Raw genomic sequence first — 21,920 nt, 5'->3', positions numbered from 1 at the left:
ATGTTGATGCGTACTCAGGCCACCGCTCTCTTAAGCATCCCGGGCGTAAATCCGTGAGCGGCGCGAAATATTCTGGAGAGATGGCTTTGATCCGCGAAGCCGGCTCCGACGGCCGCATCGGCCAGACTTGCTCCAGCCTCGATCAAGGCGTTTGCGCGCCGAAGTCGGCGATCACGAATGAAAGCGGCTGGGGTAAGGTCAGCCACCTTCTTGAAGTCGCGAATGACCTGAAAACGAGTAACACCGGCAGCCGCCGCAAGTTGTTGCAGATCAATACTGAAACACAATCTTTTTTCGACTAACTCTTGGTAGACAGCCATTCGACGCCGGGCATTTGAATGCTCGACGAATTCCGGAGGGCTTTGCGGATGCGTATGCCGCAAGATGAGATGGCGCAAGGCGACCAGCATCGCCGTCTCGGCCGCCAGTATGTCATCGCTCCGCGACAACCGATGAGCCAGTGTCATCGCATCCCTCAGTTGCGGATCGTCTATCGCCGACTGCCGAAATATGGGAGATTCGCTGCGCCCGAGCTCCACCGCGACGTGTGTTAGGAACTCTACTTGAGGATAGAAGGTGCGATAGGACCAGCCATCGGGGCATCCAGACTCCCCATCGTGCCATTCCTCGGGGTTGACCACGAGCAGTGTACCCGTTGGTGCAACGACGGTTTCTCGACCAATTTTGACGCGTTCAGCGCCTGCGGTGATTAGCGCAATGACGTAGTTTGGATGAGTATGGCGGTCATACCGGTGCTTCGTGAACTTTGCCTTCAAGAGACCCAGGTCACGGAAGCGCGGGTGGCGCCAGAACTCTTGCTCTTCTTGCAAGTCCTTGCTCATCGGCTGGTCAATCTCGTTCAAGACTCCTGCGGCACAAAGCTATCTCGTTCCTTGAGATTTGAGATGATCGCACACCAGGAGCGAGCCAATGCTGCATAATGACCCGATCGCGGTGATATCACCAGAGGTGATCGCCTGGCGGCATCAGATCCATGCCAATCCAGAACTTGGCTTCCAGGAGAATGAGACGGCGCGCTTCGTAGCTGATCAATTGCGAAGCTTTGGCCTTGAGGTGCATGAACGGATCGCCGGCACCGGCGTTGTTGGCGTGCTGAAGAACGGGAGTGGCAAGCGGGCCATTGGCCTGCGGGCCGAGCTGGACGCGCTGCCCATCGTCGAGCGAACCGGTCTCCCCTACGCCTCCAAACGTCAGGGCTTGATGCATGCCTGTGGACATGATGGTCACACGGCGATGCTACTTGGTTCCGCTAAGCTTCTGAGTGAGAATCCTAATTTTGATGGCACCGTCTACCTCGTCTTCCAACCTGCGGAAGAGAACGACGGCGGGAGCATGCGTATGATCGAGGATGGCCTCTTTGAGAGGTTCCCAGTCGAAGCCATGTATGCCGTACACAACTGGCCAGGCCAAAAATTCGGCACGATCGCCACTCGCGTCGGACCCCAGATGGCGGCAGTCGACAATTTCGGTCTGGTTTTCTTAGGGTTCGGCGCCCATGCGGCCATGCCGCATTTGGGCGATGATCCGATTCTTGCGGCCGGGGCATTTATCAACGCGGTGCAACGCATTGTCAGCCGTTCGGTCGACCCGCAAATGCCCCTCGTTGTCAGCCTTACCCAAGTCCACGGCGGGAATGTCGGCAACATCATTCCCAACGAGATGAGGCTTCAAGGGACATGCCGCTTCTTCGACCCGACCCTTTCGGCGCATTGCGAGAAGGTGTTGGATCAGATTGCTCTGGGCATCGCCGCTTCGTACAGCGTCCATGGAAAGCTCGACTATAGGAGGGGCTATCCTCCCGTGGTGAACACGGCAGAGGCCGTAGCGCTAGCGACAGCGACCGCCGCTTGGGTCGTGGGTCAAGAAAATACCTTGATTGATTTCAGCCCCAGCCTCGGCTGCGAGGATTTCGCTTTCATGATTAGGGCGGTCGGCGGCTCCTATGCGTGGATCGGCTCGGGCGAGGTTGGCCCCGGCGAAGGGCTTCATGGCGATCGATACGTCTTCAATGACGGCATCGTGCCGATCGTATTGCGGTACTGGACTGAACTTGTTGCTCGGGCGCTGCCTCGTACCCTGGATGAGGCCCTTTCATGATGATCGATGCAGCAGGTAGAAAGATCATCAGCGAACGTCGCGGCGGTAGGATCATCGTCAATGGCGCCGACACGGTAATGCTCGGTTCCAATGACTATCTCGGTCTTTCCCTTGATGAGCGAGTCCTCGCTGCGACGAGCGAGGCGATTAAGCTTTATGGGACCGGGACTGGAATCTATCCCGCTTTTGCGACGACGGTCCTTCATGAGGAGTTGCGCCAAACTCTCGCGTCTTTCCTCCAAGTGGAAGATGTTCTCCTATTTTCGTCAGGCGGCTGCGCCAACGCCGGCGTCCTGACCACGCTCGCCGAAGCGGGCGACGTCATTATCTCCGACCGATTGAACCACGCTAGTATTATCGATGGGTGCCGACTCAGCCGCGCCGACGTGCTTCCCTACAAGAATCGAGACATTAACGACCTCGAGGTCGTGTTGCGGAAGACTACCAAGGCGCACCGCCGGCTTATCGTCACGGATGGCGTTTTCAGTATGGAAGGAGGCGCCGCTCCGCTGCAAGAGATCTATGCGCTCGCGTTGCGGTACGATGCTCAACTGATGGTCGACGAGGCACATGCGCTAGGTGTTGTCGGGCCGAATGGCCGGGGGACGGCGCCCTTCCGTGGCCTACCCAACGGTTCTGTGGGGCTCGTATTGACCGGTTCATTCTCAAAGGCGCTGGGCGGCGCCAGCGGAGGCTTCGTCGCCGGCTCGAACGATGTCGTTTCTCGGCTCAGGGCTCATAGCCGAAGCTTTATCTTCACCATGGGCATGACGACAGCAAATGCTGCAGCAGCACTCGCCGCACTCAAAATCTGCCAATCTGATCCCGCGCTCCTAGATCGCCTGTCGGCCAACCTCGCTTATCTGCGGGCCAGCTTCCGCTCTCATGACCTGCCGTTTCTGGACAGCGACAGCGCAATCACCGCTTTAATGATCGGGGGCGAGGATCGAGCTCGGCGGATTTCCTCTACACTTAGTGGCAAAGGCGTCTATGCGCCGGCGATGATATATCCCGTAGTCGCGGAAGGTCGAGCTCGCCTTCGAATTCAGGTGAGCGCCGCCCATGCTGTAGCAGATCTTGATCACGCCGCCCTTCTGATTGCCGACCTGCTGAACGATTCAGCCTAACGTCTTGTTTAGTTCATTCAGCACGGCGAAGTGCAAATGTCACACAGACTCGACAAGTCGACGACAGAAGTGTCGATGCATGCTCTATGGCTGTCAATTGGCTACGAGCCCACCCTCGGCGGATAGCGAAGGCCGTAGGAAGTTGCGGCTTCCTTCATGCTGGTCACGTCCTGAACGGAACGGAGAGCAGCCTCGCGGGAAGCCAATACATCGTTGGAATCAGCGATTCCAACCTCCGCGATGAAACGTTCCAGTCCGGCAGGCGCATAGATCACCAAGACTTCGGCACTTTCAGCGCCTACCGGATCAAAGCTATAGGCAAGCCCAGGCTCGACATGCAGAAAATCGCCGCAGCGCAATTGTTTCTTCTGTCCCGCTATCGTGAACTTCAACTCGCCACGGAGGATATAGAAGGCCTCCGCCTCAGCGCCATGAACATGCTCGGAGGCACCCGCTCCCTTTTCAATGAGGGAATGAGACAATGTGTAGCGGCCGTTGGTTTCGGCCTCACCCGCGATTATTGATTGCCGCTGGCCACCGATCCAAAACGTCCGACGTTGATGCGAGTTAACGAGAGTAAACGGCGGCGTGTGATCGCTCATTGTTGAAAATCCTAGTGTTCCTTGCAGCCTCCAGGAGGCTTGCAGCGTTATTACCGAGCCGTCTTGGATGATTGGGACCAGCACGGCAAATCGCCATCTGCAACGATGTGCCGGACGTCAAAAAAGGCCCGTTCGATCCAAGACGGTGCGATCCACCTCTCTAGTTATTTCCCGACTGTGGTGATTGGCTTGGAGGCAATCAATCACGAACTACAGGAGGGAGTGATGGAGATGAAGCTCGCGGCTTTGCCGCGTGTTGCGCAATCGCTGGATCTGGTCAAGCTCTTAGTGTTTGCAGCAATTTGCGTCGCGATGGCTGAATTGGTGGGGCCGGTGACGATTCCGCTCGGCGGCGCGTACCGGATTACATTGTTGCCGTTCCTGTGGGCGATGCTGATCGGAGTGGTCTGGGGCATCGCATCGCCGCGACTTCCGGGTGCCCTGAGATTAGATATGAATTTGCAGCGGCTTGCGAGCCTCGGGCTTCAGCTTGCTCTATTGCTATTCATTGCGAAGCTCGGTTTGTTAGTCGGTGGCTCATTGCCGAGAATCCTTGATGCAGGATGGGCGCTGATGTTCCAGGAGTTTGGCCATTTCTTCGGTACGGCAATGGTCGGGCTGCCGATCGCGCTGCTGCTTGGTATCAAACGCGAAGCGATTGGTGCAACGTTTTCGGTCGGGCGCGAGCCGAGCTTAGCGATTATCGGCGAACGTTACGGGATGGACAGCCCCGAGGGCCGCGGAGTGCTGGCCGAGTATATCACAGGCACTGTATTTGGAACGATCTTCATCTCTCTATTTGCCTCGCTCGTAACTAGCTTAGGCATCTTTCACCCTCGCGCTCTGGCAATGGGCGCCGGTATGGGGTCGGGTAGCTTGATGGCAGCAGCAGCAAGCGCAATCTCGGCTCAGCAGACTCCCGAAATAGCCAAGGAAGTGGCTGCCTTCGCGGCAGCCAGCAATCTAATCACGACCACGATCGGGACCTATTTCACGCTCTTCCTTTCCCTTCCTTTCACGGTTTGGGCCTATGCGGTCTTGGAGCCGATCTTCCGGCGCGGCGCTTGCAAGCCAGTAGTGGAAACCTATTCGGATGGGCTCTCGGACGCTGTCGGTCGTTTGCAGGACGAACAAAAGCTTTCGAATGCTCAAATAGTGCTGGTTTGGGTCGGAGTTGGCTTGATCGCCCTTGCAGCGAACTACCTCGCTTTCAGGACATTGCCCGACTATTCCACCGTGGCAGGTCTTGCGGTTATTCTCAGCTGTGTCGCAGTCGGATACGTAATGTACAGGGCCGCGGGGGGAGTGTTCCCTGCCGTACTCTCGGTGTCTCTCCTAGCAATGGTATTGACGTTTCCGACGACGCCTTACGCCGCCGACGTCGCCGCTGTCACCAATCGCATCAATTTTCTGGCACTGGCGACACCCGTTATCGCGCTCGCCGGCCTGTCGATTTCAAAGGATCTTCCAGCATTCCGCAAGCTCGGCTGGCGTATCGTGGTCGTCTCGCTGGCGGCGAACGCTGGCACGTTTGTTGGCGGCGCCTTCGTGGCGCAGATCTTCATGGGAGGCCACCCCTAAAAAGGGTGCCTCACGCTAACATTGTCCCTCGTTGCAAGCGGCGGGAAGGCGCGACAACCAACGAGGTACTTTCGTGTTCGACGATGATTGACGCTGTCTTGGATGAATGGGACCAACTTGTTGGTACCGTTCCGGAGCGAGCATCGAGGCTGCGTGGTTAGTCTCTTGGAGTCTTGTGGCGGTATGCTAAAACTCTTGACTGGGGAGTTTCTACGACAATCGATTTGGATCCAAATTCGGAGCACGACCGTGGTAGCGCCCAAGTCCGCATCAGAGCCGCGAACGACGCTGTCCGTACTGCCGTTGAAAGTTGGTCGCACTGAATTTATCAAAGGAGGTCAGCATTGCTGGCGCTTTCGCCCGCATTTCCATGCCGGCGACGAGATCGTGCATCTCCTAGCAGGACGAGCGCGGCTGTATCTGCGAGACAAATTCTATGAAGTGTCAGCTGGCGACAGCGTTGTGGTTCCGGCCGGATTTGTTCATCGATTTGCGCCAGTCGATGAGGAAGGCTGGTCGTTCATATCGGAATTTGCAGTGCGATCACCTTCTCCAAGGTTAGGCTATCTCCCAGACGACCGCTCCTCACTTGCAGCACAAGCTGCGTCGATTCTCGCGCGTCGAAGAACGCTCCAATCCGATCTAGATGAGATTGCGGCCGCTTGCTCCATCTCGCCACGCTATTTGTCGCGGCGGTTCCGCAAGGAGGTCGGTACGAGCGTCCACAATTTTCATTCTCTCTTGGCAATCCATCGTGCCAAAACGCTGCTGCGCGGCCAAGCGTCGCTAGTAGAAGCCGCATTAGACGCCGGATTTTACGATCAAGCGCACCTGACACGCGAATTCGTCCGCACATTTGGTATGACTCCTGGCACCTTTCGGTCTGCTTGGCGCGCTGCAGCTTAGCGTAGGTCTCATCCATCCAAGACTTATTTGTCTTCTGCCTCCACCCTCGTGCGATGGTTGTTGAGCTTGTCTCAATTCTCGCTCGCTGTGTGACAGGACAGACGGACAAAAGAAAGTCATGAATTTTCACGTATCAGAAGAGACGGTTCAACGTATGCGCGAATGGCGACATGCGCTTCATCAGATACCGGAGATTGCTTATCGCGAGACGAAGACAGCAGACTTTGTTGCTGCATGCCTTAGTAAGTTTGGCTTGCGGGTCGAGCGAGGCCTCGCGGGCACCGGCGTCGTTGGAGTGTTGGAAGGTAGCATCCAATCCGATCAAGCGATCGGCCTTCGTGCTGAGCTCGACGCGTTGCCCATTACGGAGACCTCGAACATCAAGTATGCATCGAAGCACCAAGGCATGATGCACGCCTGCGGCCACGATGGCCATATGGCAATGCTGCTAGGCGCGGCAGAACATCTGGCGCAGAACCGTGAATTCGCGGGAAAGGTCGTGTTTGTGTTTCAGCCAGCAGAGGAGAACGAGGGCGGCGGTCGCCGAATGGTCGAAGAAGGACTTTTCGAACGATTCCCTGTCCAAGCAATCTATGCACTACACAATTGGCCCGGTTTGGATCAGGGACGCATTGCAGTGCAGCCAGGACCGATGATGGCTCGCTTCGATACATTCGACTTTTTGGTGAGGGGGCAAGGGGGGCATGCGGCGCTCCCCCACTATTTGAGAGATCCAGCCGTAGTTACGGGGAAACTCATTTCGGCTATTCAGACTGTGGTTGCGCGAAATATCGATCCCTTCGAGCAGGGAGTCGCGTCCATTACGTTTGTTAAGGGTGGCGAGGTTCACAATGTTGTCCCGGACGAGATCAAGATCGGTGGGACCGTTCGAACTTTCAAGGATGAAGTTCAAGATCGTATCGAAAGTCGATTGCAGGCAATCGCGTCGGGTCTCGGCCAAGCGTTCGATGTAAGTATCGCTTTGAACTATATGCGCCGGATGCCGAGTACTGTGAACTCACACCGCGAGGCCTTGGTTGCGCAACGAGCGGCACGCAATGTACTCGGGTCTGACGCGGTGGACACGGATTTTCGGCCGTCGATGGGTGCGGAAGATTTCTCCGTTATGCTGCAACATCGGCCGGGGGCCTACGCCTGGATCGGTGCAGGCCCTTTGCTGACAGGCTCTGGCCTCCATCAGTCGGCTTTCGACTTCAATGACCAAATCCTCGGCATCGGCGCAGCATATTACGTGGCAGTAATCAAGGAAGAACTAGCTGCACATTGAACACCACATCCATTGGGGCGTGTACTCGTAAAAGACGCGGATGTCTAAATTCGCCCAATATGGAAGCCTCAGAACTCATAAAGAACAGGCCGGAAAAGTGCGCCACATCGACGTTTAGAGCGTTCCTCCGGCCGATCCGCATCCTTCTCGCAGCCCACCAGAGGAGTGAGCTATGTTGTGGAAGTGGACGCCGAGTTGGTACAACTGGGCCATCGAGCACCGTACCATCCAAGCGGGGCTTCAGCTCGTTATGGGAAAACGCGTGTTCGCTGCTGTCTTTAAGGCTGTCGGCCGCCACGTGCCCATGGGGTCACAAGCCGACGTCGTGCTCGATGGCAAGGCCACAAACGCGGTCCGGCAAACGTCCAAGGCATTGCATCGCTCCTGTTTCGAATTAGGAGCAGGTCTGGGCGACGGAAAGGGCGAAGCGCCATTGCTGGCCTCAGCGGAATTTGTGAGTACCTATGGTGCAATCGTCAACGCGCTCACCGCGACGATCATCAATGCAGAAGCCGGCTTAACCTGGCTGAGCGCTCAACGGCCAGATCTGGAGGAAGTCCGGCGAACCCTCAATATGATCGCTGAGGACAGTAAGCGAGCAGGAGAAATCGTCGTTCGACTTCAGGCGCCTATGAAAAGGGCCCTACAGAACCATAACCCTCTTGGTCGTTGAGCCGATACTTCCCGGAGGTGGCCGGTGCAGTGTCGTCGGCTTGCCAAGCACAGACGTCCGGTGATGTCCGCTTTCGTCTGTCACGGGCTAATAAAACTATAGAATGGACGTCGATCCGCTGTGTTTCTGAGTTGTGAGTATGTGTGTACACGCCTTAATCAAGAACAGACCAAGGCTGGTACATAAGTTCTAAATTCCACGAAGCGCGTGGCGCGGGCCCTCCGTCAAAGTTTCTTATCCCTGTCGCTCACGTTAAGAAATGGGGAAGGGCACCATTGCTTGCCTTCCAATCGTCCGCCAAATGATCCGGCCCGACCGTGGTTTCCATCAGGCGCACGAGAGTACGATTGGGTCCGCTAAATCTGTCGAAGCTGCGTCTTTCTTGCCGTTGATGCGAAGGCGTCAGCATGCGTCAGATCGATCCCGCTGCGTTGTTGTACCGCGGTGCTGCAGCCGGCATGCTTCTCTCTGTCAGTTCGTTCACGACGCACGTCCAACCCAACCTCGAATGGGCTGATCAGGCCCGAGGGCCGGCAAGAGGCCTCGATCGCCTTCCCGCAACGGCTGCGCCTACTTTTTTCCCCTGCCGCGAAGAGGCGGCATTCCTCGCGGAAGGCAAAAAAGCAGGCTTTTCGCCGTCCTCCGCTGCGCTGCGGGCTGAAGGCTGCGGGCTGATCGCTCCCCGGGCCAAGAATCGCCATCGAGGCTGCGATGGACGCGGCCCGAGCAACAGACGGAGACCCACCATGGCTATCATTGGCACCTTCACCGCTTTGGAGAACGGCTACACCGGCTCGATCAAGACGCTGACCCTGAACATCAAGGCAAGCTTCGCGGCATCCGAGAAGGATCACGACAAGGCGCCTGACCGCATCTTCGCCGGTACGACCGAGTTCGGCGCAGCCTGGAAGAAGACCGCCCGCGAGAGCGATCGCGAATACCTCTCGGTCAAGCTCGACGATCCGAGCTTCCCGGCCCCGATCTACGCCTCGCTAGTCAAGGTCGAAGGTGACGAGGGCTTCACCCTGATCTGGTCGCGCCGCAGCGGCGATTGATCCCATGCGATTATCGGCCCCGCCTCCTCGGAGGCGGGGCCGTTTTCGTTTCTTGCGCCGCTTCGAAGGAACGGGAGAGCTTTTTCTTTTGATGAGATTGCTAAGGGCTCCGCCCTCGCGCACGCAAGGGCGAAGCACGGCTCGCCGTGCCGGCCGGGGCGGTATCCCCGGTCTTCCGCGCAAAGGATTTTCATGACGACGCCGTCGTCAGGCGCGTGCAGACGCGCGCTGTTAGCGCGCCCGTGCCAGGCGGGTGATCCCCCTCCGCCCCGGCCGCCCTTGCCCTTGCTACCCCAGGTCCCGCCGACGGGCAGGGTTGCAGCGCAGCGCTGGGCTTCAACCTCAGTCCATAGGAAAATGACCATGAACATGATGACTTTGTCCCAAAGCCAACAGCCTGCTTCCGGCGGCTTTCGCGTGGAGGTATCGCGCGGTCAGCGGATTGGCCGCGTGTCGTCTGAGTGGTTTGCGCGACCCGATGACGAACGGTTTCTGAACTTGCCGGACCTTTACGCTTGTCGGCGCGCCGATTTCCTATCTGCGGCAGCTTCCCGCGGCCCTATCGGCCATCAACCTGCAACACGGCTTGCTGTCACATCGCGCCGAGCTCGTGAAGACGCTGGAGACCAATGACGGTCGCGTTGAGCTTCGCGCCGTCACCGGGCCAGACTACGGCCGCATTTGGGATCATGAACTGATCGCCGCGGTCATGAAGATCGCGGGTAACGGTACCGGCGACACGTGTTGGAAGGTGCCGGGCGTCTTGGATTGGTCAACCATGACGCACAGTCGTGGAAGTGACGAAGGATACCACGACGCTCTACGCCAGCGATCGGGACGTATTCCTGTTTCTCGTCGACGATACCAATCCGATCGAGGCGGGGCGTTTGCCGGACGGTTCGCCGGATTTGTATTTCCGGGGATTTTACTGCTGGAATAGTGAAGTCGGCAGCAAGACGCTGGGCATTGCCAGCTTCTACCTCCGCGCCGTGTGTATGAACCGTAACCTTTGGGGTGTGGAGAATTTCGAAGAGATCACCATTCGCCATTCAAAAGTTGCCGCGCAACGCTTTGCGCATGAAGCGGCCCCCGCATTGACCAGCTTCGCCAATTCCTCGCCCGCGCTATTCGCCGCCGGCGTCAAGGCGGCGCGGCAGCGGATCGTTGCACGGACGGACGAGGACCGGGAGACCTTCCTTCGCAAAGGCGGGTTTTCCAAATCAGAGGCGTCCAAGATCATCGAGACCGTTCTGGGCGAGGAAAACCGCAAGCCGGAAAGCATCTTTGATTTCGTGCAGGGCACCACCGCGTTTGCTCGCGGCAAGGCTCACCAAGATACGCGTCTTGAACTGGAAGGAAAAGCAAAGCGCTGACTGCAGATCGCGACGTTGGTCTGGTTCGCGCTGCCCCGGCGCCGATCCATTGCTTCGTGGACGAGTTCAATCCTCGTCTTCAAGCAGGCGGATGTTTGCTGCGCTGTCGAGTCAGTTGGGTTGTATGAGGATTCGGTCGTCCTCCTGCCCGCGGATGACGACGCGGAGGGGTGAGCAGTAACTCGCGGCGAACGGATACGAGTTAGCCGCCAAATATCGATTCTCAGTCTTTCTTTTTCTACGCCAGCCTACGATCAGCGAAAGCGCTTGTTGCGCCAAGTGCATTGGTGCCTTTTCTAGTGATCCCCATCTGAGGGAGCTCTTTGAGCGTCCTCATTCGGTGGGGCGAACGGTGGCAATCCATTCCATTCAATCGGAAGCGAGTTCGCGCGGTGCGCGAATGCTGCGTAGCGCGCTTGGCTCGGCGATTGCAGGCTACCTCGAAGACGAAGCGACCATCGAGGTGATGCTCAACCCGGATGGGAGGCTATGGATCGACCGGCTGTCGAATGGCCTCATGGACACAGGCGAAACTCTGTCCGCTGCCGATGGCGAACGCATTGTTCGCCTGGTCGCGCATCACGTCGGTGCCGAGGTTCATGCCGGTTCGCCACGGGTCTCGGCCGAATTGCCTTCGACCGGCGAGCGTTTCGAAGGTCTCCTGCCTCCGGTCGTTGCAGCTCCGGTCTTTGCTATCCGCAAGCCCGCCGTCGCCGTGTTTACGCTCGGCGACTATGTCGCCAAGCGCATCATGACCTCGGAGGAGGCCAAGACCCTGCAGAACGCGGTTGCCACGCGGAAGAACATCCTTGTCGCTGGCGGGACATCGACGGGCAAGACCACCTTGACCAATGCGCTTCTCGCCGAGGTGGCGAAGACCTCCGATCGGATCGTGCTGATCGAAGACACCCGCGAGCTACAGTGCAGGGCGCCCAATCTCGTTGCGCTGCGGACCAAGGACGGTGTGGCCACGCTATCGGATCTTGTTCGCTCGTCCCTCCGACTGCGTCCTGACCGCATCCCGATCGGCGAAGTCCGAGGTGCCGAAGCACTCGACCTCCTCAAGGCCTGGGGTACCGGCCATCCCGGCGGCATCGGTACCATCCATGCTGGGACGGCGCTCGGCGCGCTGCGGCGGCTCGAGCAGCTCATCCAGGAAGCCGTCATCACGGTTCCGCGCGCCCTGATCGCCGAGACCATTGACCTCGTCGCCGTGCTGGCGGGACGCGGTGCTGACCGCCGCCTCGCTGAGCTCGCCACCGTCTCAGGGCTCGGTGCCGCCGGCGACTACAGCCTTTCAACAGCAGGAGACTGACATGCGTCAGAAATTTCGCTTTCTTCGAGGTACATCGTTAGCCGCCTACGGCACCATGCTTTTGGCAGTTCAGCCCGCATGGGCGGCTGGATCGAACATGCCCTGGGAGCAGCCGCTCAATCAGATCTTACAGTCGGTGGAGGGGCCGGTCGCCAAGATCATCGCGGTCATCATCATCGTCGTGACCGGCCTAACGCTCGCATTCGGGGATTCTTCCGGCGGTTTCCGCAGACTGATCCAGATCGTGTTCGGTCTGTCGATCGCGTTCGCGGCCTCAAGCTTCTTCCTGTCGTTCTTCTCCTTCGGCGGCGGCGTGGTGATCTGATGGATGAACCTGTCACAGGCTTTGTCGTGCCCGTTCACCGGGCGCTCACTGAGCCAATCCTGATGGGCGGCGCGCCGCGATCCGTTGCGATTGTCAACGGCACGCTTGCCGCAGCCTTGGGTCTTGGGCTGCGGCTCTGGATCGCAGGTCTGGTCCTCTGGTTCATCGGCCACGTGGCCGCCGTCTGGGCCGCCAAGCGTGACCCCGCTTTTGTCGATGTTGTGCGCCGACATCTGCGCATTCCCGGTCATCTCAACACCTGAGCTTTCGGTCATGATGAACCTTGCCGAATATCGCCATTCCAATGCCCGGCTCGCCGACTTCCTGCCTTGGGCAGCCCTGGTCGAGGAGGGAATCGTCCTGAACAAGGACGGGTCTTTCCAACGGACGGCGAAGTTCCGGGGGCCTGACCTCGACAGCGCAGTGCCGGCTGAGCTTGTCGCCTTCGCCGGTCGCTTGAATAACGCCTTGCGACGCCTGGGATCCGGCTGGGCCGTATTCGTTGAGGCACAGCGCCATTTTGCAAGAGCCTATCCTCCGAGCACCTTTCCGGATGTCGCATCTGCATTGGTCGACGCCGAGCGCAGAGCTCAGTTCGAAGAGGCGGGTACCCACCATGAGTCCAGTTATTTCCTGACCTTCCTCTATTTGCCGCCGGAGGAGGGAGCTGCCAAGGCAGAACGACTTCTCTATGAGGGCCGGGATAGCACCGTTGGAGCAGACGCGCGTGAGGTTCTCCGCGGATTTATCGACCAAACCAACCGCGTGCTTCAACTCGTCGAAGGGTTCATGCCGGAATGCGCCTGGCTCGATGATCAGGACACGCTGACCTATCTGCACTCGACGATCTCGACGAAGCGCCATCGCGTTCGAGTACCCGAAATTCCGATGTACATCGATGCGCTGTTGGCCGACCAGCCGCTGACCGGAGGCCTCGAGCCGATGTTGGGCCCAGCCAACCTCCGGGTTCTGACGATTGTCGGCTTTCCGGGCGCCACGACCCCGGGAATCCTGGACGACCTGAATCGTCTGGCATTCTCGTATCGCTGGTCGACGCGCGCGATCATGCTCGACAAGACCGACGCCACCAAGCTGCTGACCAAGATTCGGCGGCAGTGGTTCGCGAAGAGAAAATCCATCGGGGCCATCCTCAAGGAGGTCATGACTAACGAGGCGTCGACGCTGCTTGATACCGACGCCCACAACAAGGCGCTTGATGCCGACGCGGCGTTGCAGGAACTGGGGTCCGACCAGATCGGACAAGCCTTTGTCACAGCGACCATCACTGTCTGGGACCTGGATCCCAATGCGGCCGACGAAAAGCTCCGCCTGGTCGAGAAGGTTATTCAGGGTCGCGATTTCACCTGCATGATCGAGACGGTGAATGCCGTCGAAGCCTGGCTCGGTGGCTTGCCGGGCCATGTGTACGCCAACGTGCGGCAGCCACCGGTGTCGACCCTCAACCTCGCCCACATGATTCCGATGTCGGCCGTCTGGGCCGGCGAGGTGAGGGATCTGCACTTCAAGGGTCCGCCGCTCCTGTTTGGGAAGACCGAGGGATCGACCCCATTTCGATTCTCCCTCCACGTCGGCGACGTCGGCCACACGCTGGTGGTAGGGCCGACAGGTGCCGGCAAGTCGGTCCTGCTAGCTCTGATGGCGCTACAGTTCCGTCGTTACCAGAACTCGCAGGTCTTTGCGTTCGATTTCGGCGGTTCGATCCGGGCGGCCGCAATTGCCATGGGCGGCGATTGGCACGATCTAGGCGGTGGACTGTCTGACGGGGACGAAAACCCCGTCGCGCTGCAACCATTGGCCTGGATCGATGATCCCTCAGAGCGCGGTTGGGCCACGGAATGGATTGGCGCGATCCTCGAACGAGAAAAGATTGAGATCACTCCTGAGGTCAAAGATCACTTGTGGTCGGCACTCACCTCTCTCGCTTCGGCGCCGAGGGAGGAGCGCACCCTGACGGGCCTTTCAGTCCTGCTCCAATCGAACTCTCTGAAACGCGCCTTGCAACCCTACTGTCTGGGCGGACCCTCAGGTCGGTTGCTTGATGCCGAATTTGAGCGCCTCGGCGAGGCGTCGGTCCAGGCATTTGAGACCGAGGGCTTGATCGGAACGAGTGCTGCGCCGGCCGTGCTGGCGTATCTCTTCCATCGCATCGGGGACCGCCTCGACGGCCGGCCGACACTCTTGATTGTCGATGAAGGCTGGCTTGCCCTCGATGACGAAGATTTTGCCGGCCAGCTCCGGGAATGGCTGAAGACGCTTCGCAAGAAGAATGCGTCCGTCATCTTTGCCACCCAATCGCTTTCGGATATTGACGGGTCCGTGATCGCGCCGGCGATCATCGAAAGCTGCCCAACCCGGCTGTTGCTGCCGAACGAGCGGGCGATCGAGCCGCAAGTCACAGCGATCTATCGCCGCTTTGGCCTCAATGACCGCCAGATCGAGCTTCTGAGCCGCGCTACGCCCAAGCGCGACTACTACTGCCAATCTCGCCGCGGCAACCGGATGTTCGAACTTGGCCTTGGCGAGGTCGCTCTGGCCTTTACCGCAGCCTCTTCCAAGACAGACCAGGCTGTCATCTCGCAACTCCTCGCCGAACATGGACCTGACGGCTTCCTGCCGGCCTGGCTACAGCACCGTGGCGTCGCCTGGGCCCTCGACCTGATCCCCAATCTCGTCAATCTGGAGAAATCGCTATGAGGCGTCTTGGCCTATTGGCGGCCGCTGGCGTGGTCGCGCTGACGCTCGACCTCACGGTGCCCGCGCGGGCGCAGTGGATTGTCTTCGATCCCAACAACTACGTCCAGAGCGTCCTGACTGCCGCCCGTGAGCTGCAGCAGATCAACAATCAGATCACGTCGTTGCAGAACGAGGCGCAGATGTTGATCAACCAGGCGAAGAACCTGGCAAGCCTGCCTTACTCGTCGCTACAGCAACTGCAATCTTCCAGCCAGCGGACTCAGCAATTGCTGGCCCAGGCCCAGCGGATCGCCTACGACGTCGATCAGATCGATCGCGCGTTCTCGACCAGCTACGCGCCAGCGACCAGCAGCCAATCGAACCAGTTACTGATCTCAAGCGCTCAATCGCGTTGGCAGAATTCGTATGCCGCAACGCAAGACGCGCTTCGTGTCCAGGCCGGCATCGTTGGCAACCTCGACACCAATCGTGCCCAGACCTCCGCGCTCGTCATGTCTAGCCAGGGCGCTAGCGGTGCCTTGCAGGCAACACAGGCCGGCAATCAGATTCTCGCACTGAATGCGCAGCAGCTCGCCGACCTCACCGCGGTAGTGACGGCGCAGGGCAGGGCGCAAGGCCTTGACGCCGCGCAACGCGCGGCGGCCCAGGACCAGGGCCGCGAACAGCTCCGGCGGTTTCTTACGCCAGGGCAGGGCTATCAATCATCCAACGTGCAGATGTTCCACTGATGACCGACATCCGGGCATTCAAGGCGTTATCGCTGCTTACGACAATTGGCGTGTTGGTCGTCACGGCCTGCACGATTCAGCTTCGTGGCGGAGACGGTCCTCCGCCGCCGAAAGCGGAGCAGACGACAGACGCAACGAGCTCAGACCTCGCGCGCTGCCGCAGCGTCACTGCGGAGCAAACAGAGGGTTATGAGCGTTGCAAGCAGGTTTGGGCCGAAAACCGCCGTCGCTTCTTTGGCAAGATAGACGGTGCCGCAGCTCCAGGCCGCGACGAATCCGCCGCCGGCGTGGCGCTCGCTCCAAAGGATCAAAGCCGGATGGGATATCCGAACTTGGCAACCCCTGAGGCGAGCAAGCCATGACCGGTACGGGGATCATCGACCAGTTCCTTGAAACGTTCACGCGTTATATCGACAACGGATTCGGATTGCTGGGGAGCGAGGTCGGATACCTCGCAACGACCCTTGCTGCGATCGACATTACGCTCGCAGCGTTGTTCTGGAGTTGGGGAACGGACGAGGACATCATCGCGCGCCTCGTCAAGAAAGCGCTCTTCGTAGGGGTCTTTGCCTACCTCATCGGCAACTGGAACAGCCTGGCGCGCATCGTCTTCGAAAGCTTTGCCGGTCTTGGCGTGAAAGCGTCAGGCGCAAGCCTCTCCGCATCGGATTTCCTGAGACCTGGAAAGATTGCTCAAGTCGGGCTTGATGCCGGCCGGCCGTTGCTCGACTCGATCTCCAACCTGATGGGCTACATCAGCTTTTTCGAGAATTTCATTCAGATCGTAGTTCTCCTGATCGCCTGGGTCGTGGTGCTGCTCGCCTTCTTCATTCTGGCGATCCAGCTCTTCGTCACCCTGATCGAGTTCAAGCTCACGACGCTGACCGGCTTCGTGCTCATTCCCTTTGGCTTGTTTGGTAAAACCGCCTTCGCCGCAGAGCGGGTCCTGGGCAATGTCATATCCTCCGGAATCAAGGTCCTGGTTCTGGCCGTTATCGTCGGCATCGGCTCGACTCTGTTCTCGCAGTTCACCGCTGGCTTCGGCGGCGCTCAGCCGACCATCGAAGGCGCGATGACGCTCGTCCTTGCTGCACTCTCCTTGCTGGGCCTTGGTATATTTGGTCCCGGAATCGCAAATGGCCTGGTGTCGGGCGGACCGCAACTCGGCGCCGGTGCCGCGATCGGAACAGGCCTTGCTGCTGGCGGCATCGTTGCGGCGGGGGCAGGCCTCGCCGCCGGGGGCGCCGGTCTCGCTGGTGGTGCGATTGCAGGTGCCGCGCGCGGTGGGGGGGCCGCCTTGAGCGGTGCGTCTAACGCCTATCGAAGCGGAGGCATGGCTGGCGTTGCGGAGGCTGGCGCCTCGGCCGCCATGAGCCCGTTGCGTCGTGCAGCCGCCGCACTCGGCGGAGGTGGGGAGGCCGGTGCGCCGGCGAGCAGTTCGGCCGAAGGGCAGCCAGATTGGGCGCGGCGCATGAAGCGTGCCGAAACTATTCGGCACGGTGCATCGGCAGCCGGCCATGCGGTCCGCTCAGGCGATCACGGAGGCAGCGGCTCATCCGTCGATTTGTCCGAAGGAGAGCGCTGACACAGTACTGCGCTTTTCGCCACGCGCTAGCGCCTCAACCGGATACCGTACGACTCAAAGCCGATCACGTGATCTCAGGGGCAACCATCGATGTTCAAACGACCATCAGTTCACTATGGGCGCATGCCCGAGCCGATCACGCCTTATCAAAAGGCCGCGCAGGTCTGGGACGAACGCATTGGATCAGCGCGCGTGCAAGCCAAGAACTGGCGCCTGATGGCGTTCGGCTGCTTGTTGCTGTCGTCCGGTCTTGCTGGCGGCCTTGTCTGGCAGTCGAGCCAAGGCTCGATCACGCCCTGGGTGGTCGAAGTCGATCATCGCGGTCAGGTCCAAAGGGTCGCGCCCGCCAATATTGACTATCAGCCTACAGACGCTCAGATCGCCTACCATCTGGCGCGCTTCATCGAGGATGTCAGAGGTCTGCCAGCGGACGGCATCGTTCTGCGCCAAAATTGGCTCCGGGCCTATGATTTCACGACTGATCGCGGCGCCGCGGCGCTGAACGACTACGCGCGCAACAATGACCCCTTTGCCAAGCTGGGTAAGGCGCAAATCTCCGTCGACGTATCAAGCGTCATTCGCGCGTCGTCGGAAAGCTTTCGGGTCGCGTGGACCCAGCGCGTCTACGAAAACGGCTCGTTGAGCTCGACTGAGCGCTGGACCGCAATTCTCACGATCGTGATTGAGACACCGCGCGATGCCGAACGCCTGCGCAAGAATCCCCTTGGCGTCTACGTCCGCGCCATCAACTGGTCAAAGGAGTTGAGTCAGTGACCAAGACGCCGTTTGACGTTCGATCGAAGCATCCGGCCGCGCAAAGTAGGCTCAATTCGACTCGGCCCAAGTTCCTGTTCGCGAAGCGAGCAAGTTTGCACGCTCTCCTGCTTTGTTCGTCGATGCTTGGTGGATGCACGACCTACATTCCGCCGGAGATCAGCTATGACGCTGAAGTTCCTCCGGTGCCGGCACCACCGGTGGCTCTCGACGACAAACCGAGACCGCTTCACGTTCCACCCCTCTGGAAGCCAGCTTTCGGCGGTAAGTCAGGAGGGATGGAAGACGTAGAGCCGGTGAGCCGGGTGGAGATGGCAAACAGCGCGGCCCGTGTTGAACCGCGCAAACGGGGGTATTTCAACGCGGCGCAAATCTACGCCTACAGTCCCGGGGCGCTTTATCAAGTTTACGCCGCACCGGGGCAGATCACGGATATCGCGCTAGAGGAGGGAGAACAGTTGACGGGATCGGGGCCGATCGCGGCCGGAGATACCGTACGCTGGGTCGTGGGCGATACCGAGAGCGGGAGCGGCGACACACGGCGCGTCCATATCCTGGTCAAGCCGACCCGAGCTTCGATCGAAACCAACCTGGTGGTCAATACTGACCGGCGCACCTACCTGATCGAGCTCCGCTCGCGCGAGCGGCCGTACATGCCATCTGTTGCCTGGTACTATCCGGAAGCAGTGCGCGAGCAGTCGCGTTCAGTTGCTCTGAAACCCGTTCTTCCGGAGCCGGCGCGGCGCATCTCGCGCTATGTCATCGAAGGGGACAGTCCACCCTGGCGGCCGATCGCCGCATATGACGATGGCCGTAAGGTCTATGTCGAATTCCCGCAAGGCATCGTGCAGGGCGAGATGCCACCGCTCTTTGTCATCGGCCCGGATGGCAAGACCGAGCTCGTCAATTATCGCGCCTACGGTAACGTATTGATCGTCGATCGGCTGTTTGCAGCCGCCGAACTCCGGCTCGGCGGTGAGCAGCAGCAAAAGGTCAGGATCGTCAGGACCGACGGGAGGCCGTCGTCATGAACACCCGCAATGGAAACGATCACGAGAAAACAGTTCCACCGGAGACACAAGTGGAGCGGTCAGAAAGCTTCCGATTGAGAGCAGAGCATCCGCGCGTGACGCGGTTGTCGCGGAAGCTCTTGGCCGGCGGGAGCGCTGTCGCCCTGCTTGTCATCGGTGGGGCTGTGCTGTGGTCGCTGCAGCATAATCGCTCCCGTAATCAGGCGGCGGAGGAGCTTTATAGCACAGACCACCACAATGTTGCCGAGGGTATTACGTCCCTGCCGAAGGATTATGCTGGCGTTCCGCGCCAGCCAATCCCGCAGCTTGGTCCGCCGCTCCCCGGAGACCTCGGTCGACCGATCCTTGCCGCTCAAGGCCAGTCGCCGGCGATTGGCGCTGATCCGGACCAGCAGCGCCGGGATCAAGAGACCGAGGCAGCCCGCATCAGTCATCTATTCGCTTCGACGAACGGACGTGAAGTACGTCCGCCCACCGCGCCGCTTGTTGGAAGCGATCGCGTCGTGCCATCGAATCCAACGGTGACCGGGGATGACGCATCTGCACAAAGCGGTCAGGATCGAAAGCTTGCCTTCGTGAACGCCTCCGTGGACCGTCGTACGGTCAGCCCTGACCGCGTCGCCAGGCCCGCCGCACCATATATCATGCAGGCCGGGACGGTGATTCCGGGAGCGCTGATCACAGGGATTAGATCAGATCTTCCAGGCCAAATCACCGCGCAGGTGACGGAAAACGTATACGATACGCCCACCGGTCGGTTCTTGTTAGTACCGCAGGGCGCGCGCCTGATCGGGGCATACGATAGCCAGGTCACTTTCGGCCAGTCCCGCGTCCTGCTCGTCTGGACACGGCTGATCATGCCGAATGGACAGTCGATCGTTCTTGAGCGGCAGCCTGGCGCTGACACTGCCGGATACGCAGGTCTCGAAGATCAGGTCGACAATCATTGGGGCGAGTTGTTCAAGGCTGCGGCACTATCGACGTTTCTGGCGATCGGGACCGAATTGGGCGCCGGCTCGGACACCAATAGCAACGACAGTGCAATCATCCAGGCATTGCGACACGGCGCGTCGGACTCACTAAACCAGACCGGGCAGCAGGTGGTTCGCCGTAGTCTCAGCGTCCAGCCCACTCTAACCGTGCGACCTGGCGTCCCGGTTCGTGTTCTTGTCAATCATGACCTCATACTTACACCCTATAGAGGGTAACAAAATGCCAAAATTAAAAATAGGAGAGCTTCCAGACGACAAGCCGGTCAAAGTAAGTGCGGAGCTGCCTGCGGCGGTGCATCGTGATCTCATTGCATATGCAGAAGCCCTTAGGCGTCAGGGTGGTCAAGTGGTCGATCCGACTAAACTCATCGCCCCTATGTTGGCGCGCTTTATGGCCACTGATCGAGGATTTTCTAAGCTGAAACGTGAAGCCGCTGGCGAAGGACAGTGATGCTCAAGTTTCCTTGAAGCCGTCGGTCGACGCTAAATAGTTTGGGTGCATCAAGCTAGCCGCTGCCGCGTTGGCGTTAAGGGCTGAGATATCGCGTTGGAAAGTGTGTTTTCGCGTTTGCCTTAAAGAAGTCCGATTGCCAGGTTTTCTCGATTTCAGACGCGAGAGCGCAGCGCGCCGTCGTGCAGTCATTCGGTCACCTTCAGGCGCGTTACACTGCTCCGGCCATCGACGCTGACAGGCACCTCACCCTCGATCGTGGCCCGACGTACGACGCGATGCTGGTCCCCGTAATCGTTGACCGCGTAATGCTGCGTTGCGCGGTTATCCCATATCGCAATATCCCCCTCTAACCAGTTCCAGCGCACAGTGTTTTCGGGCGCGGTGATGTGACACTGAAATAGGTCGTACAGCTTTTGTCCGTCGTATTTGGGGATATCAACAAACTGCTTCACCAAGGCGCCGAGCACTAGCGTCCGCTCGCCTGTTTCGGGGTGGACGCGTACGACGGGATGCTCCGTCTCAAAAACCGCTTTGGTGAACACCTCGTCAAAGTGCTTCTTGTCGACCTCGCGGAGACGCGCGATCCCAGCGTAATCGAAAACGTTGCTGTGAACGGCCCATAGGCCCTCGGCGAGCCGCTGTAGGGGCGACGGCAAACCAAGATAAGCGGCAGCTGTGTTAGACCACACGGTGTCGCCTCCGAACGGTGGCATTACCACGGCCCGCAGGACCAAGATCTTGGGATAGGCGTCCGCAAAGGTCCCATCCGCATGCCAAACGTCGGCGCGACCGCCACCGCGAGTGGAGTCCAGTTCGAGGAGCGACGCCCCCTTGGTAGCGCCGAGTATCGGATGTGGCACTAGCTTTCCCAGACGAGCGGAAAAGCGCTCCTGCTCGGCGTCATTGAGATGTCCTTGATTGCGGAAGAAGATCACCTTGTGCTCTAGCAATAAGCTGTTGATCGCAGCTATCGCGTGATCCGGCAGATCGCCTGATAGCTTGATATTTTTTACTTCGGCACCGATGCGCGCTGCACGTTTCACAATATCCGCGCTCGGAATGACGCCACCGATCAAAGTCATTGCGCTGATCTCGCTTTTCCAGGCCCTGGCAGGTCTCCCGCACCCTGTTGGAGCGAATGATCTTCAGCAAGCATTGTGCCAGAAAGACCAACATGTCCTCGATAATAGGCACTGAACGAATCGTGGTATTTGCGATAACGTACAGAGTCTTTCGCACTTTCAGGATTGACGGCTTCTTCTAGAATGAAGGAGCTTT

The 21,920-nt window shown here is 59.2% G+C and carries 22 protein-coding genes and 1 pseudogene; 19 read left to right on the top strand and 4 right to left on the bottom strand.

What is annotated here, in order from left to right:
- Nucleotides 1-14 precede the first annotated feature (14 nt).
- Nucleotides 15-863 (bottom strand): AraC family transcriptional regulator, encoded by an 849-nt coding sequence (locus tag XI05_RS10425; protein WP_271501147.1) that lies wholly within the window; start codon nucleotides 861-863, stop codon nucleotides 15-17.
- 67 nt (nucleotides 864-930) lie between these two features.
- On the opposite strand from XI05_RS10425, the gene XI05_RS10420 reads away from it, so the two are divergent.
- Together XI05_RS10420 and XI05_RS10415 are read left to right on the top strand one after the other, a co-directional pair.
- Entirely contained in the window at nucleotides 931-2,118 is a 1,188-nt protein-coding gene (locus tag XI05_RS10420; protein WP_271501146.1) for a M20 aminoacylase family protein, read from the top strand.
- A complete protein-coding gene (locus XI05_RS10415; RefSeq protein WP_271501145.1) occupies nucleotides 2,115-3,245 on the top strand; it encodes an aminotransferase class I/II-fold pyridoxal phosphate-dependent enzyme in 1,131 nt (376 codons plus the stop codon). Before XI05_RS10420 ends, XI05_RS10415 begins: the two co-directional genes overlap by 4 nt.
- A gap of 101 nt (nucleotides 3,246-3,346) precedes the next feature.
- Here XI05_RS10415 and XI05_RS10410 read toward each other — a convergent pair whose 3' ends face one another.
- The gene (locus tag XI05_RS10410; protein ID WP_271501144.1) at nucleotides 3,347-3,847 is read right to left on the bottom strand and encodes a cupin domain-containing protein; all 501 of its coding nucleotides are present in this window, start codon (nucleotides 3,845-3,847) and stop codon (nucleotides 3,347-3,349) included.
- A 63-nt stretch (nucleotides 3,848-3,910) separates the two neighbouring features.
- Between XI05_RS10410 and XI05_RS10405 the strand changes: the two genes are divergently transcribed.
- The 17 genes and pseudogenes from XI05_RS10405 (at nucleotide 3,911) to XI05_RS10325 (ending at nucleotide 20,639) form a co-directional block, all read left to right on the top strand.
- Complete coding sequence (locus XI05_RS10405; RefSeq protein WP_271501143.1) at nucleotides 3,911-5,428, top strand: DUF3100 domain-containing protein; 1,518 nt, start codon at nucleotides 3,911-3,913, stop codon at nucleotides 5,426-5,428.
- A gap of 249 nt (nucleotides 5,429-5,677) precedes the next feature.
- Nucleotides 5,678-6,334, top strand: a complete 657-nt coding sequence (locus tag XI05_RS10400; RefSeq protein WP_271501142.1) for a helix-turn-helix domain-containing protein — start codon at nucleotides 5,678-5,680, stop codon at nucleotides 6,332-6,334.
- A 118-nt stretch (nucleotides 6,335-6,452) separates the two neighbouring features.
- Entirely contained in the window at nucleotides 6,453-7,622 is a 1,170-nt protein-coding gene (locus XI05_RS10395; RefSeq protein WP_271501141.1) for a M20 aminoacylase family protein, read from the top strand.
- Nucleotides 7,623-7,794: 172 nt separating this feature from the next.
- Nucleotides 7,795-8,295 (top strand): hypothetical protein, encoded by a 501-nt coding sequence (locus tag XI05_RS10390; RefSeq protein ID WP_271501140.1) that lies wholly within the window; start codon nucleotides 7,795-7,797, stop codon nucleotides 8,293-8,295.
- A gap of 746 nt (nucleotides 8,296-9,041) precedes the next feature.
- Nucleotides 9,042-9,350, top strand: coding sequence for a DUF736 domain-containing protein (locus XI05_RS10385; protein ID WP_271501139.1), 309 nt, complete (start codon nucleotides 9,042-9,044; stop codon nucleotides 9,348-9,350).
- Nucleotides 9,351-9,719: 369 nt separating this feature from the next.
- A pseudogene (locus XI05_RS10380) lies at nucleotides 9,720-10,723 on the top strand (DUF932 domain-containing protein).
- 400 nt (nucleotides 10,724-11,123) lie between these two features.
- Nucleotides 11,124-12,038, top strand: coding sequence for a P-type conjugative transfer ATPase TrbB (gene trbB, locus XI05_RS10375; protein WP_271501136.1), 915 nt, complete (start codon nucleotides 11,124-11,126; stop codon nucleotides 12,036-12,038).
- A gap of 1 nt (nucleotide 12,039) precedes the next feature.
- The gene (locus tag XI05_RS10370; RefSeq protein ID WP_271501133.1) at nucleotides 12,040-12,363 is read left to right on the top strand and encodes a TrbC/VirB2 family protein; all 324 of its coding nucleotides are present in this window, start codon (nucleotides 12,040-12,042) and stop codon (nucleotides 12,361-12,363) included.
- Nucleotides 12,363-12,626 carry a VirB3 family type IV secretion system protein gene (locus XI05_RS10365; RefSeq protein ID WP_271501130.1) on the top strand — a complete coding sequence of 88 codons (264 nt, stop codon included), beginning with the start codon at nucleotides 12,363-12,365 and terminating at the stop codon, nucleotides 12,624-12,626. The genes XI05_RS10370 and XI05_RS10365 overlap by 1 nt, the downstream gene beginning before the upstream one ends.
- A 10-nt stretch (nucleotides 12,627-12,636) precedes the next feature.
- Complete coding sequence (gene trbE, locus XI05_RS10360; protein WP_271501128.1) at nucleotides 12,637-15,078, top strand: conjugal transfer protein TrbE; 2,442 nt, start codon at nucleotides 12,637-12,639, stop codon at nucleotides 15,076-15,078.
- Complete coding sequence (gene trbJ / locus XI05_RS10355) at nucleotides 15,075-15,806, top strand: P-type conjugative transfer protein TrbJ (RefSeq protein ID WP_271501126.1); 732 nt, start codon at nucleotides 15,075-15,077, stop codon at nucleotides 15,804-15,806. The genes trbE and trbJ overlap by 4 nt, the downstream gene beginning before the upstream one ends.
- Nucleotides 15,806-16,168, top strand: a complete 363-nt coding sequence (gene trbK-alt / locus XI05_RS10350; RefSeq protein ID WP_271501123.1) for a putative entry exclusion protein TrbK-alt — start codon at nucleotides 15,806-15,808, stop codon at nucleotides 16,166-16,168. Before trbJ ends, trbK-alt begins: the two co-directional genes overlap by 1 nt.
- On the top strand, nucleotides 16,165-17,391 hold the full coding sequence (gene trbL, locus XI05_RS10345) for a P-type conjugative transfer protein TrbL (protein WP_271501121.1): 1,227 nt from the start codon (nucleotides 16,165-16,167) through the stop codon (nucleotides 17,389-17,391). Before trbK-alt ends, trbL begins: the two co-directional genes overlap by 4 nt.
- Before the next feature lie 90 nt (nucleotides 17,392-17,481).
- A complete protein-coding gene (gene trbF, locus XI05_RS10340) occupies nucleotides 17,482-18,165 on the top strand; it encodes a conjugal transfer protein TrbF (protein ID WP_271501119.1) in 684 nt (227 codons plus the stop codon).
- Entirely contained in the window at nucleotides 18,162-19,196 is a 1,035-nt protein-coding gene (gene trbG, locus XI05_RS10335; protein WP_271501118.1) for a P-type conjugative transfer protein TrbG, read from the top strand. The genes trbF and trbG overlap by 4 nt, the downstream gene beginning before the upstream one ends.
- On the top strand, nucleotides 19,193-20,404 hold the full coding sequence (locus tag XI05_RS10330; protein ID WP_271501116.1) for a TrbI/VirB10 family protein: 1,212 nt from the start codon (nucleotides 19,193-19,195) through the stop codon (nucleotides 20,402-20,404). Before trbG ends, XI05_RS10330 begins: the two co-directional genes overlap by 4 nt.
- A gap of 4 nt (nucleotides 20,405-20,408) precedes the next feature.
- Nucleotides 20,409-20,639, top strand: a complete 231-nt coding sequence (locus tag XI05_RS10325; RefSeq protein WP_271501115.1) for a DUF2274 domain-containing protein — start codon at nucleotides 20,409-20,411, stop codon at nucleotides 20,637-20,639.
- 188 nt (nucleotides 20,640-20,827) lie between these two features.
- On the opposite strand, the gene XI05_RS10320 is transcribed toward XI05_RS10325, so the two are convergent.
- Entirely contained in the window at nucleotides 20,828-21,733 is a 906-nt protein-coding gene (locus XI05_RS10320; RefSeq protein ID WP_333939840.1) for a TauD/TfdA dioxygenase family protein, read from the bottom strand.
- The coding region (locus tag XI05_RS10315) for a hypothetical protein (protein WP_271501113.1) at nucleotides 21,721-21,920 on the bottom strand (200 nt) is incomplete at its 5' end. The genes XI05_RS10320 and XI05_RS10315, both read right to left, overlap by 13 nt.

The organism is Bradyrhizobium sp. CCBAU 11357, from assembly GCF_028128865.1.
Classification (GTDB): Bacteria; Pseudomonadota; Alphaproteobacteria; order Rhizobiales; family Xanthobacteraceae; genus Bradyrhizobium.
Note: the sequence above shows the minus strand (reverse complement) of the source record. Positions and strands in the feature narration are given on the sequence as shown.